This window comes from Pseudarthrobacter sp. NPDC058119 (genome assembly GCF_042884655.1).
Taxonomy (GTDB): domain Bacteria; phylum Actinomycetota; class Actinomycetes; order Actinomycetales; family Micrococcaceae; genus Arthrobacter.
On sequence record NZ_JBHVTN010000001.1, the window covers coordinates 832,475 to 846,669 of the forward strand.

The following is a 14,195-nucleotide window of genomic DNA, read 5'->3' on the forward strand; positions in this document are numbered from 1 at the left end:
AACCCGCCAAAAGTGATGGCGCGTCGCAGGAAAACCCGCCAAAAGTGATGGCGCGTCGCAGGAAAACCCGCCAAAAGTGATGGGGCGTCTGTGAGGGACGACGGCGGGGCGCTCAGTAAGCTGGCAGGATGTCCGTGATTGCCGCCCTGCTGCCCACCCTGGCGGCCGTTGCCATCCTGGCGGCACTCACGGTGGGGATCCTGTGGGGCTCGCGGACGCCGTCGTACCTCTCCCCCGCCTTGGCCATCCTTCGCGGCGCGGCGCAGCTGGCGGTGATCAGCCTGGTGCTGGGCGGCGTCATCAGCGACCCGCTCTGGGTGGGCGCGGCCCTGCTGGTGATGTTCAGCGTGGCGTCCGTGACTGCAACCCGGCGGCTCATCTGGTCGTGGCGGCGCTTTGGCCTGGTGGCCGGAACCATGGCCGCAGGGATCCTGGTGACGGTCGCCGTCGTGTTCGGAACGGGTGCCATCGACTTCTCGCCCCGGTATGCGCTGGCGGTGGGCGGGATCGTGATCGGCAACTCCATGACCATCGCCACCCTGGCCGGGCGCCGGTTCTTCGAAGCCGTGCTGGAGCAGTGGGACCAGGTGGAGGGGTGGCTCGCCCTCGGTGCGACCCCCCGGCAGGCCACGTTGATCCAGGCCCGGCAGGCGGTGCATTCGGCCCTGATTCCGTCCACGGACCAGACCAAGACCACGGGCCTGGTGACCCTCCCCGGCGCATTTGTCGGGGCGATCTTCGGCGGCGCCTCCCCGTTCGAGGCGGGCCGCTTCCAGGTGGTGGTGCTCGCCTCGATCATGGCCGCCGGGTCCATCACCGCCGTCGCCCTGATCCGTTCGCTGGGCAACGTGAAGGTCCGGCCCGACCCGCTGTAACGAACCGCTGGCGCTGCGCAAATCCATTCCCGCGGCGCAAATCCATGTCCGCGGCGCAAAAACGCCGGCGCTACGGATAATCCAGTAGCGCCGGCGTTTCTGCGCGTCGAAAAGTAGCGGGCGCAGCGGGATCTGCGGACTCAGCCCTGCTTGACCAGCGCCGCTTCGAGGTTGATCTTCACCTTGTCGCTGACCAGCAGGCCGCCGGCCTCCAGCGCCGCGTTCCAGGTGAGCCCGAATTCCTTGCGGCTGATCTCGGCCTCTGCGGAGAAGCCGGCGCGGGTGGCGCCGAACGGGTCAACGGCGACGCCGGTGAATTCGACCTCCAGCTCGATGGGCTTGGTGACGCCTTTGATGGTTAGGTCGCCGGTCAGCGTGTAATCCTCACCGTCCCCTTCAATGGAGGTGCCGCGGAAGGTCATCTCGGGATACTTTTCGACGTCGAAGAAGTCTTCGCCGCGCACGTGGGCGTCGCGGTTGGCGTCACCGGAGTCAAAGCTGGCGGTGGAGACCGTGGCGTGCACCGAGGAGTCAGCCAGCGACTCGCCCACGCGTGCCTCGGCCTGGGCTTCGGTGAAGCGGCCGCGGACCTTGCTGATCCCGGCATGGCGGACGCTGAAGCCGATCTCGCTGTGCGACATGTCCAGGGTCCAGGTTCCCGGCGTGATGTCCTTGGGAAGGGTCATGGTCATTCTCCTTGCTCGTAGGGCCGCAGGCTGGGCTGCCCGCTAATGGGCGCAAGACTGCGGATGCCCCTAAATATTCCCCATAAATCCCACAAGGAAAACAGGGCCCAATGAACCGGAAGGGAACTTCGGGCGTATACATAAGCGTGGCTCTACGATTACTGACCGCTTTGGCGCTGTTTATCGATGCCGGCGTGCACCTGTTCCTGGCCCCGGGTTACCAGAACACGCAGCCGGGCACCGTCAGCCAGGGCACCTTGTTCCTGCTCGAAGCGGCGGCCGCGCTGGTGGCCGGCGTCTATGTCCTGGTCCGCGGCAGCAGGGCTGCCTATGCCGTGGCCCTGGTGGTGGCCCTCAGCGCGTTCGTCGCCGTCGTGCTGTACCGGTACGTCGACATCCCCGCCATCGGACCGATCCCGGCCATGTACGACCCCGTCTGGTTCTTCTCCAAATCGCTCAGCGCCGTTGCCGAGGGAGCCGGCGCCCTGCTGGCGCTTGCCGGCCTGGTCCGCAGCCGCAGGGGAACGTCCGACGCCGGCGCACGGGTTCGGCCGGCACGCCGCCGGCGGTGACCATCACCCCGGCCGTTGTTAGCATGCGAGGGGAGGTGGGACATGAGCGGGGCTGAGCGGGCGGTGCCGGATGCGTTCGGGGCCGTTTTTGCCTACGTGCTCTCGGCACTCGTGCTGACGTCCATGTCCCCCTCCGGGCCGCTGCTCCAACTGGCCGGGCTGTGCGCTGGCGCATTGGTGACCGTGGGCGCCGTCGGCTCCGTCCTGCGCCGGATCCCGCGCTTCTCAACGCCTGCGGACCGGGTGACCCTGCTGCGCGCCATCATGGTGGCCCTGTGCGCGGTGCTGGCGGTTCCGCAGCTGTCCACAGGCCGCCGCACCGACCTCCTCCTGCCCATCCTGGGCGGCGCCGCTTTCCTCCTGGACGGGCTGGACGGCGTGGTGGCGCGACGCACCGGAACCTCCTCGGCAGCCGGGGCGCGGTTCGATTCCGCCACCGACGCCGCCCTGGTACTGGTGCTGTCCGTCGCAGCCGCTCCCGTGGCCGGCCCGTGGACGCTGGCCATTGGGACCATGTATTACGCCTTCGTGGCCGCAGGACTCATCCGGCCGCACCTGCGCGCGGCGCTGCCGGCCAGCACGTCCCGCAAGGCCATCGGCGCGTTCCAGCCTTTCGCGCTGCTCATTGCGCTGCTTCCGGGCGTCCCGCCTCTGGCCGCGGGAGTGGTTCCCGAGCTGGCCCTCTGCCTGCTCGCGTTCTCCTTTGCCCGGGACGTGGTCCAGCTGGAGCGCCTGCACCGCGCCGGGGTGCAGGAAGTTCCCGCCGGGGTGGTTTAGGACAGCAGCCCCGCGAGGGCGAAGCCGCCGGCCGCGGCGCCCACCGCGGCCACCGCCGTGGCCACGGCATTCAGGACGGCCAGGCCGGTGCGGCGGGACTGGACCAGGCGGACTGTTTCGAAGCTGGCCGTGCTGAAGGTGGTGTAGCCGCCCAGGAACCCCGTGCCGGCGATGGCCTGAAGCTCGGGCGGGGCCGCGTGCACAATGACGGCACCGGCGAGCAGGCCCAGCAGGAACGAGCCCGTGACGTTGATGGCGATGGTGCCCACCGGCAGGGCGGTCCTGATTTTGGCGCGCACCAGGCCGTCCACCACGAAGCGGGTGGCGGCGCCGAGCCCGCCGGCGAGTCCCAGCAGGATGATGGTCAGGGGGCTCACCGGCTTCCTTCCTTCCCGCCGGCCGCGGCCGGTCTGCGCGTGGTGCGGGCGTGGTGGGCTGCTGCGAGGCGGATGCCCACCACGGTTGCCACCGCGCCGGCCACCACGGAGGTACCGACGTAGAGGACGGCGTCGGCGCTTCGGCCGGCACCGAACAAGGTGGTGGCTTCCACGGCCAGGGTGCTGTAGGTGGTGAAGGCGCCCAGGAACCCGGTGCCCACCAGCAGCCGGACCAGCCTCAGCCGGCCGGCGTCGGGACCCCGGCGAACCAGGGCCTCCAGCAGGGCGCCGAGCAGGAACGCGCCGGCCAGGTTGATGGCCAGGGTGGGCAGCGGCCAGCCGCTGGGTGCGGGCAGGATGCTGCTTACCCCGTAACGGGCCAGCGCGCCGAAGATGCCGCCCACGATGACCACCAGGACGAACCCGGGGTGCAGGTGGACCGGCCGGCGGACGCGAGCCCCGCCCAGCGTCCCTTCGTCAGTCTGCCCGGAGGCTGTTGCCCTGGGGGCAGGCTGCTCCATCAGCGGCCCGCCTTCGGCTGGTGCCTGGGCTGCGGGGCCAGCGGGACTACCAGGACGGGCCGGTGCTGGCGGTGGGTCAGGTGGACGGCAACGGATCCCACCAGCAGTTCCTCGAACCGTGCCCCGAGCCCGCGTTCCCGGGTACCCACCACGATGACGGAGGCATCAGTGGATTCGGCCAGCCGTCCCAGCGCCCTGGCCGGGTCCCCTGCCAGTGTCACGAAGGACCAGTCGATTCCGGCGGCACCCAGCGCTTCGCGGAGGTCAGCGGCGATGGTGGCGCTGATCCCTTCAATGTCGTCGTCAATCCCATCGGGGTCGATGGGGCGGGCCTCCACCCTGCCGTCGGGCTCCTCCGCCAGGTACGTGGTGACGTCCACGTAGGCACAGACCAGCTTCACGCCCAGGCTGTACGCCAGTTCGGCGGCGCGGTGGGCCACCGCCAGCGGCTGGCCGGGCACCACGCCCATGAGCACGGGACCGCTGATTTTCCGGGGGACGTAGGGAACGGCGCCGGCGGGGTCTTTGGGTTTCTCGGGCTCAGTCATGTGCTCTCCTGGTGGGGCCGGGGCAGGAAGACTGGGCCGGCTGCGGGCATGGGCCACCTACCTTCGGTTCAGCAAAGGCAGGAACCATCAGCCAGGCGGCGGTTCGAAGACCGCGCACCTGCGCGGGCCTTCCGGCGGGATCCATCACCGTGAACAGAGACTACAGCTTTTCCCGCGCCGTCCGCCACCGCGGCTGCCCGGGCCCTACCGGGCAGCGGCGAGGTGCCCAGAGATCGCGGTGGCTACGGCGTCCGGCGAGTCTTCGGTGGGGATGTGCTTGCCGTCCACTTCCACCAGGTCCGCGTTGGGAATCTCTTCCACGTACCGGCGGGCGAACCCTATCTTCTGGAAGTCGTCGTCCCGGCCCCACACCAGGCGCGTGGGAATTGCTGCCTCCTGCAGGGCAGGTACCAGGTCCAGGGTGAAGTGGGGATCAGCGGCGGCTGCCATGGCCATCCAGGATCGCCGCCGGGCCGGAGACTGCCACGGCGACAAGTAGCCTGCCAGTTCCTCGTCGCTGAGCGTGCGGTTGGTGCTGCCCTGGGTTGACTTCCGCCGGGCGGCGAGGAGATCGGCTTCCGTAGTGCTTTCCCGGACGTCCGGGTCCCGGAAGCGCTCGACGGCGGGTACCGGCCAGGAATCGAACATGACGGAGTTCATCAGCACCATCGTCCGGACCCTCCCGCTGGTTGCGGCCAAGTGCTGCGCCACGCCACCCCCAATGTCGTGGGCCGCGAGGTCAAACTTTTCCACGCCCAGGGCGTCCGCGGCCTTGAGTACGGCCTGCGCCAGGGCGGGGACCGTGGCCTGCCCAACGTCCAACTCTCCCCCGCTCCGGCCGAAGCCAGGGAAGTCCAGCGCGTAGCAGCAGCTGTGTTCACCGAGTGCCGGGAGGATGGGTTGCCATACGCGGCTCCAAAAGGTGCCGTGCAACAGGAGCAGCGGCGGGGCGGTCGCATCCCCGGCGGCGAGGTAGGACAGCGGAACGCCATCCACATCAACGGTGCGCCGCTCTCCGGGCTGGGCCATGGGTCGTCTCCGTTTCGGGGTTGGGGACACGGTCTACGCGGCGAGCACCGGGGAAAGTTCAGTGAGGGCCGCGATGGTGATGTCCGGGGCTTCGAAATAGGACGGGTAGCGGGAACCACTCCGGTTGATCCACGCGGTGCGAAGCCCGGCCTTGGCTGCCCCGTGGATGTCCCACGGGTGCACGGCGACCAGCAGCATCCCCGAAGGAGCCGCTCCCGTCGCCGTCGCCGCATACTCATACGCGGCCCTGGCCGGCTTCCAGGCAGGGGCATCATCCACCGAGAGAAGCTGCTCGAATTTGTCCCTGACGCCGCCTGCACCCAGCAGTTTCTCCGAATTGGCTGTTGCGCCGTTGGTCAGGGTGACCAGCCGGTGCCCGGCTGAGGCGAGCGCACGAACACCCGCAGGGACATCCGGGTGGAGGGAGAGGTTCTGCATGGCCGCCATGACGCGTTCGACGGCGGTCTCCAGGCTTCCCGAGATTCCTGCGGCTTCCAGCAGGGTGCGGAGGGCGTCAGCGCCGATGCCGGCGAAGGATTCCTTGCCGCCGCTGGCGGTGAGGGCGAAGCCGTCGCGCAGGAGGGTGGCAAACCAGAGCTTGGCCAGTTCCCGGGGCACCCCGGCCTGCGCGAACACCTCCCCGAGTGGGGCCATGTCCGAAAGCGTTTCGTTGACATCAAAAACGATGACCAGTGGTTCCGGCACATTCTCCCCTTTGGTTTCCGGGTACGGAGCCTACGCGAACACCAAGGGGCCCCGGACGAATCCATCAAGATAATCAGTCTACTTAGCAGTAGATCACATGGGGGCTCCAGGCACTACCGCCGGGTTCTGGCGCCCGCCGGGGATCCGCCGCCCAACGCCACTAGTTGGTTTCCCCACCGAGACTGGCCAGGGCCTTGCGAAGGCGCGTGCCGGCGTCGTCCGCCACTTCCCTAACGGAAGGGGCCTCGCTGAGCTGCACCATGGTCTGCGGGTCGATGGCTTCCACGGTGGTGGCGGCCGCGGAGCCGGTCCGGCGCACCACCACGTTGCAGGGCAGCAGGGCGCCCATCTGGGGCTCGGCGGCCAGCGCGCGGCTGGCAAGGGCGGGGTTGCAGGCGCCGAGGATGACGTAATCGCCGACGGCGTCCGCGGCCTCGGCGCCAAGCTTGGCTTCAAAGGTGGACCGGACGTTGATTTCGGTCAGGATTCCGAACCCCTGCGCTGCGAGGGCTTCGCGGGTGCGCTCCAGCGCCTCCGCCCAGGTAAGGGAAACAGTGGTGGCCAGGGTGTAGGTCATGGTGCTCCTTGAAATGGCCGGGCGGTCAGTTGTGGCGCGGGTCTTGTCAGGCGAGGGAGAGGAAGAGCTTCTCCAGGTCTTTACGGTCCATGGTTTCGTCCTTCTGGACGATGCACTGCTCAAGGCCTGTGGCGATGATGGCGAAGCCGGCGCGGTCCAGGGCCTTGGATACGGCGGCCAGCTGGGTGACGACGTCCTTGCAGTCGCGGCCTTCCTCAAGCATCCGGGTGACGGCGGCGAGCTGGCCCTGTGCCCGCTTGAGGCGGTTGATCACGGGCGTGAGTTCTGTTGGGTTCAGTTCCATAGCGGGGTCTCCATCGGTAAGGTGCTTGCCCTCAACTATATACCCCCATGGGTGTTTTGACTACCCCCGGGGGTATCTGTAATACTCGGTGGGGTATCCACCCGACCCCTTCCGAGAGGCCACCCATGACGTCCCCTTCCAAAGCGACAGCCGTTACCGCACTCGCCCCTGAGGCCCTCCAGTCCTGGATCAAGGAACACCAGGACCTCGTGGTGATCGACGTGCGCTCCGCTGCTGAATTCGAATCCATGCACATCCGCGGCTCGTACAACGTGCCGCTTCCGCTGCTCTCCGAGCACACCGACGAACTCGCCGCCCGGCTGGGTTCGCGGGTAGTCCTGGTCTGCCAGTCCGGCGTCCGCGCCGAGCAGGCCCGCCAGCGCATGGCCACTGTTGGCCTTGACACCGCCTACGTCCTCACCGGCGGGGTTCCCGGATTCGCCGCCGCCGGCGGCGACGTGGTCAAGGGCAAGGACCGCTGGGACCTGGAGCGCCAGGTCCGCCTGGCCGCCGGCTCCCTGGTGATGCTGGGCCTGGCCGGGGGCAAGTTCGTCTCCCCCAAGGTCCGCATGCTGGCAGGTGCCATCGGCACCGGGTTGACGTTCTCGGCCGCGACCAACACCTGCGCCATGGGCAAGGCCCTCTCGGCCATGCCGTGGAACAAGGCCGCCAAGGAACCCACCCGCGAAACCGCCATCCTGCAGCTCCCCGTGCAGCCGGCCGAAGAGGGCGCAGCGGCATGATCCCGGCCCTGGGTCTGGGGCTCGTCGTCGGCGTCGTACTGGGCGTAGTTGGCGGCGGCGGGTCCATCATTGCCGTTCCTGCCCTGGTGTACGGCGTGGGCATGAGCCCCGCCCAGGCCATTCCCACCTCCCTGCTGGTGGTGGGAGTCTCCTCGCTGGCAGCCCTGCTCCCCCGGTTGCGGGAAGGCCTGAACTGGCCCGTGATCGCCCTGGTGGGGGGTGCCGGCATCCCGGCAGCCTGGGCCGGCGCGGCCGTCGGCAAGCTGCTGGACCCAAACATCCTGATGCTGGCCTTCGCCGTGATCATGGTGGCCGCGGGCATCCGGATGCTCAGCAAACCCCGCGAAAGCGAGGGGTCCTGCAGCACCGGGCCCAACCGGGCCTTCCGGTCCTGCGCCCCGAAAGCCGTGGGAGTGGGCCTGCTGGTCGGCTTCCTCACCGGACTGCTGGGCGTGGGCGGCGGCTTCCTCATCACCCCCGCCCTGACCATCTTCCTGGGCCTGCGCATGAAGCAGGCCGTGGGAACGTCCCTGGCCATCATCGTGGTCAACTCGGCCGCCGGGTTCAGCGCCCACGCCGCCGGCTACACCATCGACTGGGCCACCACCCTGGCCTTCGCCATCCCGGCGATCGTGGGATCGGTGGTTGCCGCCCGGTTTGCGCGGCGGCTGCACGACAAACACATCCGCATCTCGTTCGCGGTACTCATCTTCGCCGTCGCGGCGTGGGTCACCGCCGGCACGGTCACCGCCTGACCCATCCACAGAGGAGAACACCATGGGACTGATTGATTCCTTCAAGAAGGCCTTCAGCAAGCCCTACAAAACGATTTCGGTGGCGCAGGCAAAGGAACTCCTGGGTTCCGGTGCCACGCTCATCGACGTCAGGTCCGCCCAGGAATGGCGGACCGGCCGGGCGCCGCAGGCCAAGCACGTCCCCCTGGACCGGCTGCAGACCAGCACTGCCGGCATCCAGAAGACCCGTCCGGTGATTGCCGTCTGTGCCTCCGGCGTCCGCTCCGCCTCCGCAGCCCGTCTCCTCGCCGCCAAGGGATACGACGCCTACTCGGTGCGCGGCGGCATGGCGGCCTGGCACCAGGCCGGCGAACCCGTCCGCTAACAGCACCACCACCACCAACTCCAGCCACAAATCACTTCGAAGGAGAACCACCATGGCTGAAATCACCATCACCGATACCGATCAGCGCCGCTCCACCGCCCGGATCCTGGACGTCCGCGAGGACTTCGAGGTTGCCGAGGGCATGATCCCCGGCGCCCTGCACATCCCCATGGGCCAGCTGCAGGCCCGCCTGGGCGAACTCGATCCGGCCCTGCCCGTAATCGCCGTCTGCCGCAGCGGCAACCGCAGCGCCGCCGTTGCCGATGCCCTCAACGGCGCCGGCTACAAAGCGGACACCATGGCCGGCGGCATGACCGCCTGGACCCGCGCCGGACTCCCCACCACCTAGGGCCGGCCCCCGCGGCACGCGGCACCCAACAAGCACAGCGCAACCACCACACTCCGCCCGAAAGGACACCACAGGCCATGGCCACCATCGACATCACCGAACAGACCTTTGCCCAGACCCTGGAGGGCAGCGAGATCGTCTTCGTTGACTTCTGGGCAGCCTGGTGCGGCCCCTGCCGCATGTTCGCCCCCACGTACGGCGCCGCCGCAGAGCGGCACCCGGACATCACCTTCGCCAAGGTGGACACCGAGGCCGAACAGGCGCTCGCCGCCGCAGCAAACATCACCTCCATCCCCACCCTGATGGCCTTCAAGGACAAGACCCTGGTCTTCTCCCAGCCCGGGGCCCTCAACGCCACCGGACTCGAGGAAGTCATCCAGGCCGTGAAGGACCTGGATATGGACAACCTCCGCGCCGAGGCCGGCCACCAGCACGCCTAACCATGACGGACCCGCGGGCGTTCCGCACCGTCACGGCGGACCAACTTGCCCTGGTGTGGCCCCGCGCCGCGCTGGTGGACGTCCGCAGCCGGGAGGAGCATGCCACCGCGCGCGTCCCGGGGAGCCTGAACATTCCCCTGGATGAATTGGCCTCCCGGCTCGCGGACCTGCCCAACACCACCCTGTACCTCATGTGCGGATCCGGGAAGCGCAGCACCCAGGCTGCACGCCTCCTCACCGACCGCGGACACACCGCGGTCAACGTGGCCGGCGGCATCACCGAGTGGTACCGGGCAGGCCACCCCGTCACCTACAACCAAGCCCCCGCAGACCAGCCCCCACCCGCAGGAAACCCCGCAGCACCAGGCCTCCGGCGCCTGCTGCCAAGGCTCTTCCGCAGGACATCCGCATAGGCAGCAGCGCACTTGCGGGATACCCCCGGGGGTATCTATACCGAATGCAGATCAACCTCCCAATCCCCTTTCAACTGAAGGAGAGCACCAGATGCTTATCGAGCGCATTTACGACGAAGACCTCGCCCAGGCCAGCTACGTCATCGGCTGCCAGGCCAAGGGTGAAGCGATCGTGGTGGACGGCCGCCGCGACATCGCCGTGTACCAGGAGCTGGCCGCCAAGAACGGCATGAAGATCGTGGCCGTCACCGAGACCCACATCCACGCCGACTACCTCTCCGGCACCCGCGAACTGGCTGCCGCCACCGGTGCCAAGATCTACGTTTCCGGCGAGGGCGGCCCTGACTGGCAGTACCAGTTCGAGGGCGAACGGCTGTACGACGGCGACACCATCACCCTGGGCAACATCAACATCAAGGCGGTCCACACCCCCGGGCACACCCCGGAGCACCTGTCCTTCCTGGTGACCGACGGCGCGTTCAGTGACAAGCCCGGCTACCTGCTCTCCGGCGACTTCGTATTCTCCGGCGACCTGGGCCGGCCGGACCTGCTGGACGAGGCAGCCGGCGGCGTTGACACCCGATTCGAAGGCGCCAAGCAGCTCTTCGCGAGCCTCCGCGACAAGTTCCTCACCCTCCCGGACTACGTCCAGGTCCACCCCGCCCACGGCGCCGGCAGCGCCTGCGGCAAGGCCCTGGGCGCCATCCCGTCCTCCACGGTGGGCTACGAGCGCCTCTACGCCTGGTGGGGCCCCTACCTGGCCGCCAACGATGAGCAGGGCTTCATTGACGAGCTCCTCGACGGCCAGCCCGACGCCCACGCCTACTTCGCCCGGATGAAGCGCGAAAACCGTGAAGGCCCTGCCGTCATGGGCGAGCGCACTCCCCTGCCGAAACTGTCCACGGAGATCGTTGCGGCAGGCCTGGCGGAGGACACCCTGACCTTCATCGACACCCGCTCCAACGGCGAAGTCCACCAGGGCACCGTGGCCCGGTCCCTGAACGTTCCGGCCGGCAAGTCCGTGGCCAGCTACGGCGCCTGGGTGGTCAACCCGGAAACGGACAAGAACCCGCTGGTGCTGCTGACCAGTGACCAGGGGCAGGCGCAGGACATGTGGGACCACCTGGTCCGCGTGGGCATCGACAACGTGGCCGGCTACCTGACCAGCCTCGAGGGGCTGCCCACCTTCATCCCCAAGCTGATCCAGCCTGAGGAACTCGAAGGTTTCGACGCCGCCATGGTCCTGGACGTCCGCAACAAGACGGAGCACAAAGCCGGGCACGTCCCGGGTTCTTACCAGCTCAGCGGCGGCCGCGTCATGTGGCACCTCGATGAACTCCCGGCGGGCGGCACCATCGTGAGCTACTGCCAGTCCGGCGTGCGGAACTCCGTGGCTGCCAGCGCCCTGCGCCGCGCCGGGTACGACGTCGTCGAACTGGACGGCAGCTACGCCGCCTGGAACGCCTGGCAGAACAGCGTCCCCGCCGTCTAGCCAGGAACTCCCACAGACCGCCCGGGCAGGACCCCCCTCCTGCCCGGGCTTCGGTCCGGAGCGTCCCCAGCGCCTCCGGACCCCGGCCCGGGCGTGCCCCCCACACGCCCGGGCCGCTTTCGTGCCTGACACATTCCCCCCGCCAGTAATGGAGCAGCTATGCAAGGCAAAACACTTCCCGCAGCCGGTCCAGGCGGACCCGTGCTGGGCCTGCGGCAGAACCTCGCGCAGTTCATGCTCCTGGTCGCCGTCAATGCCCTGGTGGGCGGAACCCTCGGCCAGGAACGCACGGTCCTGCCCCTGGTCGCTTCCCAGGAGTTCCACCTGGACCTCTACACCGGCGCGCTGACGTACATCCTGGCCTTTGGCCTGTCCAAGGCCGCGATGAACTACTTCGCCGGCACGCTTTCGGACAGGTACGGCCGCAAGCCGGTCCTCATCGCGGGCTGGCTGGCCGCCGTTCCGGTGCCGCTCATGCTCATCTTCGGCCCGTCCTGGTCCTGGATCGTGGCCGCCAATGTCCTGCTGGGCATCAGCCAGGGACTGACCTGGTCCACCGCCGTCATCATGAAAATGGACCTGGTGGGCCCCCGGCAGCGCGGACTGGCCATGGGCTTCAACGAGGCCGCGGGCTACCTGGGCGTGGCTGCCACCGCCGTGGCTACGGGCTACCTGGCCACCGCCTACGGTCTCCGGCCCGCCCCGTTCCTGCTCGGAGCAGCCTACATCGCCCTCGGCCTGGGACTGACCGTCCTGGCCGTCAGGGAAACCCACCACCATGCCAAAACCGAAGCCCTCCAGCACGCCGCCGCCTCCGGCAGCGCCCATGCCGGCCTCACCACCGGCCAGGTGTTCACCCTCACCAGCTTCAAGGACCGCTCCCTCTCGGCGGCCAGCCAGGCGGGCCTGGTCAACAACCTCAACGACGGCCTGGCCTGGGGCCTCTTCCCCGTCCTGTTTGCCGGCGCCGGGCTGGACCTTGGCCAGATCGGCATCCTCGCTGCCGCCTACCCCGCCGCCTGGGGTGCCGCGCAACTGGTCACCGGCGCCGCCTCGGACCGCTGGGGCCGCAAATGGTTCATCACGGCCGGCATGCTGGTCCAGGCCTTGGCCCTGGGCATCACCTCGTCCGCCCACAGCTTCGGGCCCTGGCTCGCCGCCGCCGTCGTCCTGGGCCTGGGCACCGCCCTGGTCTACCCCACCCTGCTGGCCGCCATCGGCGATGTGGCGCACCCGGCCTGGCGGGCCCGCTCCGTGGGCGTCTACCGGCTGTGGCGCGACGGCGGCTTCGCCGTGGGTGCCCTCCTGTCCGGCGTCCTGGCCGACCTTTACGGCATCCCGGCAGCGGTCGCCGCCGTCGCGGTCCTCACCGCCGCCTCCGGCGCCGTCGTAGCCCTCCGCATGCGCGGCCACGACCATGTCATGGGGTAGAACAGGTCGGCCGGGGCCAGGAACCGCCGAATCTCATCCGCCATTCGCCCGGCCTGCGTCCAGTGCAGGTAGTGTCCGCCCTGCAGCGGCAGCACCTCGTGCCGGGTGACGTTCCTGAGAAGCCCCTCCGCTGCCGCCGTTTTCGCGGCCGCCCTGCCGTCCCCTTCATCGGCGACGAACGACAGCACGGGCAGGTCGTCCGGGTAGGTGACGCCCCGCAGCGCCGCCGCGTTGTTGCCGATCCGGGCGGTTTCGTCTGCCACCGCCGGATTGCCGAAGTTCCACAGCATCATGGTGCGCATCCGCTGCAGCTCTTCATCCGAATAGGCATGGCTGTCCGGATCGAAAACCCCCGGCGCCACCGCGGCCACCACCCGCACCAGCCCCATGTCGGCCACCAGCTTCGCCCAGTTGATGCCGGGCTCCGGTTCCGCCACCGGGTGGTCTCCGGGCTTGGGGATGGTGGCATCAATTCCCACCACCGCGGCCACTTCCGGGCGGTACCGGTTGGCGTAGTCCAGCAGGTAGAACCCGGCGATGGAGTGGCCGGCCAGGACGTATGGCTGCCGGACCTGGAGCTTCGACAGGACCTCATGCAGTTCGTTGCTGATGTTTTCATTGGTCCGGGCGCCGGCCTCCAGGTCGCTGTAGCCGTACCCGAACCCTTCCACCACCAGGACGTCGTAGTCGGGCAGTTCGCGCAGCAGCGGGGCGAAGTCCAGGCCCGGGGCTGCGGTTCCCAGGCCGCTGAGCAGGATGATGGGCGGCCCTTGGCGCCCTGCCGCGCTCCCGTTCCGGACCACGTTCAACGAACCCCCGGCCACCGCGATCCGCTCCCCGTAGGACGGGGCGGTGGCCTTCTCCCGCGATTCCAGGACCACGTTGGCCACCGCAGAGACCATGAGCAGCACAAGGACAACCAGTGCCGTGATCCCCAGGCGGCGGAGCCAACGCCGCGGCCTCCGGGGCTTCATGCTATCCGTGCCCTGCCAGATACTGGACCAGGCCGCCCACCGTGGCCACCGCCGGGTAGTCCGCCTCCGGGATATCCACGCCCGTGGATTCCGCAATGACTTCCACCAGGCGGAGGAAATCCAGCGAGTCCAGCTCCAGGTCCTGGCGGAGGCGGGCAGCGCTTTCCAGGTCTCCAGGCTCGACGTCGGGGGCTACTTTGCCGATCGCGGCCTCCACCGCCTGGCGTGCGTCCGGTTCGTTCACGGTTCCTCCTCGCTTACGG

The 14,195-nt window shown here is 68.8% G+C and carries 21 protein-coding genes and 1 riboswitch; of the genes, 11 read left to right on the forward strand and 10 right to left on the reverse strand.

Annotation, left to right across the window (positions count from 1 at the left end; all coding sequences use genetic code 11):
- Positions 1–128 precede the first annotated feature (128 nt).
- Entirely contained in the window at positions 129–875 is a 747-nt protein-coding gene (locus ACFVTD_RS03950; protein WP_387558322.1) for an ABC transporter permease, read from the forward strand.
- A gap of 140 nt (positions 876–1,015) precedes the next feature.
- Here ACFVTD_RS03950 and ACFVTD_RS03955 read toward each other — a convergent pair whose 3' ends face one another.
- Complete coding sequence (locus ACFVTD_RS03955) at positions 1,016–1,561, reverse strand: YceI family protein (protein ID WP_387558325.1); 546 nt, start codon at positions 1,559–1,561, stop codon at positions 1,016–1,018.
- Between the two features lie 146 nt (positions 1,562–1,707).
- Between ACFVTD_RS03955 and ACFVTD_RS03960 the strand changes: the two genes are divergently transcribed.
- Both ACFVTD_RS03960 and ACFVTD_RS03965 read left to right on the forward strand, forming a co-directional pair.
- Positions 1,708–2,133: a hypothetical protein gene (locus ACFVTD_RS03960; RefSeq protein ID WP_387558328.1), complete on the forward strand. Its 426-nt coding sequence runs from the start codon at positions 1,708–1,710 to the stop codon at positions 2,131–2,133.
- A 42-nt stretch (positions 2,134–2,175) separates the two neighbouring features.
- Positions 2,176–2,910: a CDP-alcohol phosphatidyltransferase family protein gene (locus ACFVTD_RS03965; RefSeq protein WP_387558331.1), complete on the forward strand. Its 735-nt coding sequence runs from the start codon at positions 2,176–2,178 to the stop codon at positions 2,908–2,910.
- Here ACFVTD_RS03965 and crcB read toward each other — a convergent pair.
- From crcB to ACFVTD_RS04000, 7 genes are all read right to left on the reverse strand, one after another.
- Entirely contained in the window at positions 2,907–3,287 is a 381-nt protein-coding gene (crcB, locus tag ACFVTD_RS03970; protein ID WP_387558334.1) for a fluoride efflux transporter CrcB, read from the reverse strand. The two genes, ACFVTD_RS03965 and crcB, sit on opposite strands and share 4 nt — an antisense overlap.
- Positions 3,284–3,808 (reverse strand): fluoride efflux transporter FluC, encoded by a 525-nt coding sequence (locus ACFVTD_RS03975; RefSeq protein ID WP_387558337.1) that lies wholly within the window; start codon positions 3,806–3,808, stop codon positions 3,284–3,286. The genes crcB and ACFVTD_RS03975 overlap by 4 nt, the downstream gene beginning before the upstream one ends.
- Entirely contained in the window at positions 3,808–4,356 is a 549-nt protein-coding gene (locus ACFVTD_RS03980) for a universal stress protein (RefSeq protein ID WP_387558339.1), read from the reverse strand. Before ACFVTD_RS03980 ends, ACFVTD_RS03975 begins: the two co-directional genes overlap by 1 nt.
- Before the next feature lie 71 nt (positions 4,357–4,427).
- Positions 4,428–4,514, reverse strand: a riboswitch (Fluoride riboswitch).
- A 46-nt stretch (positions 4,515–4,560) separates the two neighbouring features.
- A complete protein-coding gene (locus ACFVTD_RS03985; RefSeq protein ID WP_387558342.1) occupies positions 4,561–5,385 on the reverse strand; it encodes an alpha/beta fold hydrolase in 825 nt (274 codons plus the stop codon).
- 33 nt (positions 5,386–5,418) lie between these two features.
- Complete coding sequence (locus ACFVTD_RS03990; RefSeq protein WP_387558345.1) at positions 5,419–6,090, reverse strand: haloacid dehalogenase type II; 672 nt, start codon at positions 6,088–6,090, stop codon at positions 5,419–5,421.
- A gap of 160 nt (positions 6,091–6,250) precedes the next feature.
- Complete coding sequence (locus ACFVTD_RS03995) at positions 6,251–6,667, reverse strand: DUF302 domain-containing protein (protein WP_387558348.1); 417 nt, start codon at positions 6,665–6,667, stop codon at positions 6,251–6,253.
- A 46-nt stretch (positions 6,668–6,713) separates the two neighbouring features.
- Complete coding sequence (locus ACFVTD_RS04000) at positions 6,714–6,971, reverse strand: metal-sensitive transcriptional regulator (protein ID WP_043452296.1); 258 nt, start codon at positions 6,969–6,971, stop codon at positions 6,714–6,716.
- A 125-nt stretch (positions 6,972–7,096) separates the two neighbouring features.
- Between ACFVTD_RS04000 and ACFVTD_RS04005 the strand changes: the two genes are divergently transcribed.
- The 8 genes from ACFVTD_RS04005 to ACFVTD_RS04040 all read left to right on the forward strand — a co-directional run bounded on the left by ACFVTD_RS04005 (position 7,097) and on the right by ACFVTD_RS04040 (position 12,958).
- Positions 7,097–7,714 carry a rhodanese-like domain-containing protein gene (locus ACFVTD_RS04005; RefSeq protein ID WP_387558352.1) on the forward strand — a complete coding sequence of 206 codons (618 nt, stop codon included), beginning with the start codon at positions 7,097–7,099 and terminating at the stop codon, positions 7,712–7,714.
- The gene (locus ACFVTD_RS04010) at positions 7,711–8,469 is read left to right on the forward strand and encodes a sulfite exporter TauE/SafE family protein (protein WP_387558355.1); all 759 of its coding nucleotides are present in this window, start codon (positions 7,711–7,713) and stop codon (positions 8,467–8,469) included. The genes ACFVTD_RS04005 and ACFVTD_RS04010 overlap by 4 nt, the downstream gene beginning before the upstream one ends.
- A 22-nt stretch (positions 8,470–8,491) precedes the next feature.
- The gene (locus ACFVTD_RS04015) at positions 8,492–8,833 is read left to right on the forward strand and encodes a rhodanese-like domain-containing protein (RefSeq protein ID WP_387558358.1); all 342 of its coding nucleotides are present in this window, start codon (positions 8,492–8,494) and stop codon (positions 8,831–8,833) included.
- Between the two features lie 52 nt (positions 8,834–8,885).
- A complete protein-coding gene (locus ACFVTD_RS04020; protein WP_387558361.1) occupies positions 8,886–9,182 on the forward strand; it encodes a rhodanese-like domain-containing protein in 297 nt (98 codons plus the stop codon).
- Positions 9,183–9,259: 77 nt separating this feature from the next.
- Positions 9,260–9,622, forward strand: a complete 363-nt coding sequence (trxA, locus tag ACFVTD_RS04025) for a thioredoxin (protein ID WP_387558364.1) — start codon at positions 9,260–9,262, stop codon at positions 9,620–9,622.
- A gap of 2 nt (positions 9,623–9,624) precedes the next feature.
- Positions 9,625–10,035 carry a rhodanese-like domain-containing protein gene (locus ACFVTD_RS04030; RefSeq protein WP_387558367.1) on the forward strand — a complete coding sequence of 137 codons (411 nt, stop codon included), beginning with the start codon at positions 9,625–9,627 and terminating at the stop codon, positions 10,033–10,035.
- 91 nt (positions 10,036–10,126) lie between these two features.
- Positions 10,127–11,527 (forward strand): rhodanese-like domain-containing protein, encoded by a 1,401-nt coding sequence (locus tag ACFVTD_RS04035; RefSeq protein WP_387558370.1) that lies wholly within the window; start codon positions 10,127–10,129, stop codon positions 11,525–11,527.
- A 159-nt stretch (positions 11,528–11,686) separates the two neighbouring features.
- The gene (locus tag ACFVTD_RS04040) at positions 11,687–12,958 is read left to right on the forward strand and encodes an MFS transporter (RefSeq protein ID WP_387558373.1); all 1,272 of its coding nucleotides are present in this window, start codon (positions 11,687–11,689) and stop codon (positions 12,956–12,958) included.
- Here ACFVTD_RS04040 and ACFVTD_RS04045 read toward each other — a convergent pair.
- Both ACFVTD_RS04045 and ACFVTD_RS04050 read right to left on the reverse strand, forming a co-directional pair.
- Positions 12,856–13,932, reverse strand: coding sequence for an alpha/beta fold hydrolase (locus ACFVTD_RS04045; RefSeq protein ID WP_387558376.1), 1,077 nt, complete (start codon positions 13,930–13,932; stop codon positions 12,856–12,858). The two genes, ACFVTD_RS04040 and ACFVTD_RS04045, sit on opposite strands and share 103 nt — an antisense overlap.
- Position 13,933: 1 nt before the next feature.
- Positions 13,934–14,176, reverse strand: a complete 243-nt coding sequence (locus ACFVTD_RS04050) for an acyl carrier protein (RefSeq protein WP_387558379.1) — start codon at positions 14,174–14,176, stop codon at positions 13,934–13,936.
- Positions 14,177–14,195 lie beyond the last annotated feature (19 nt).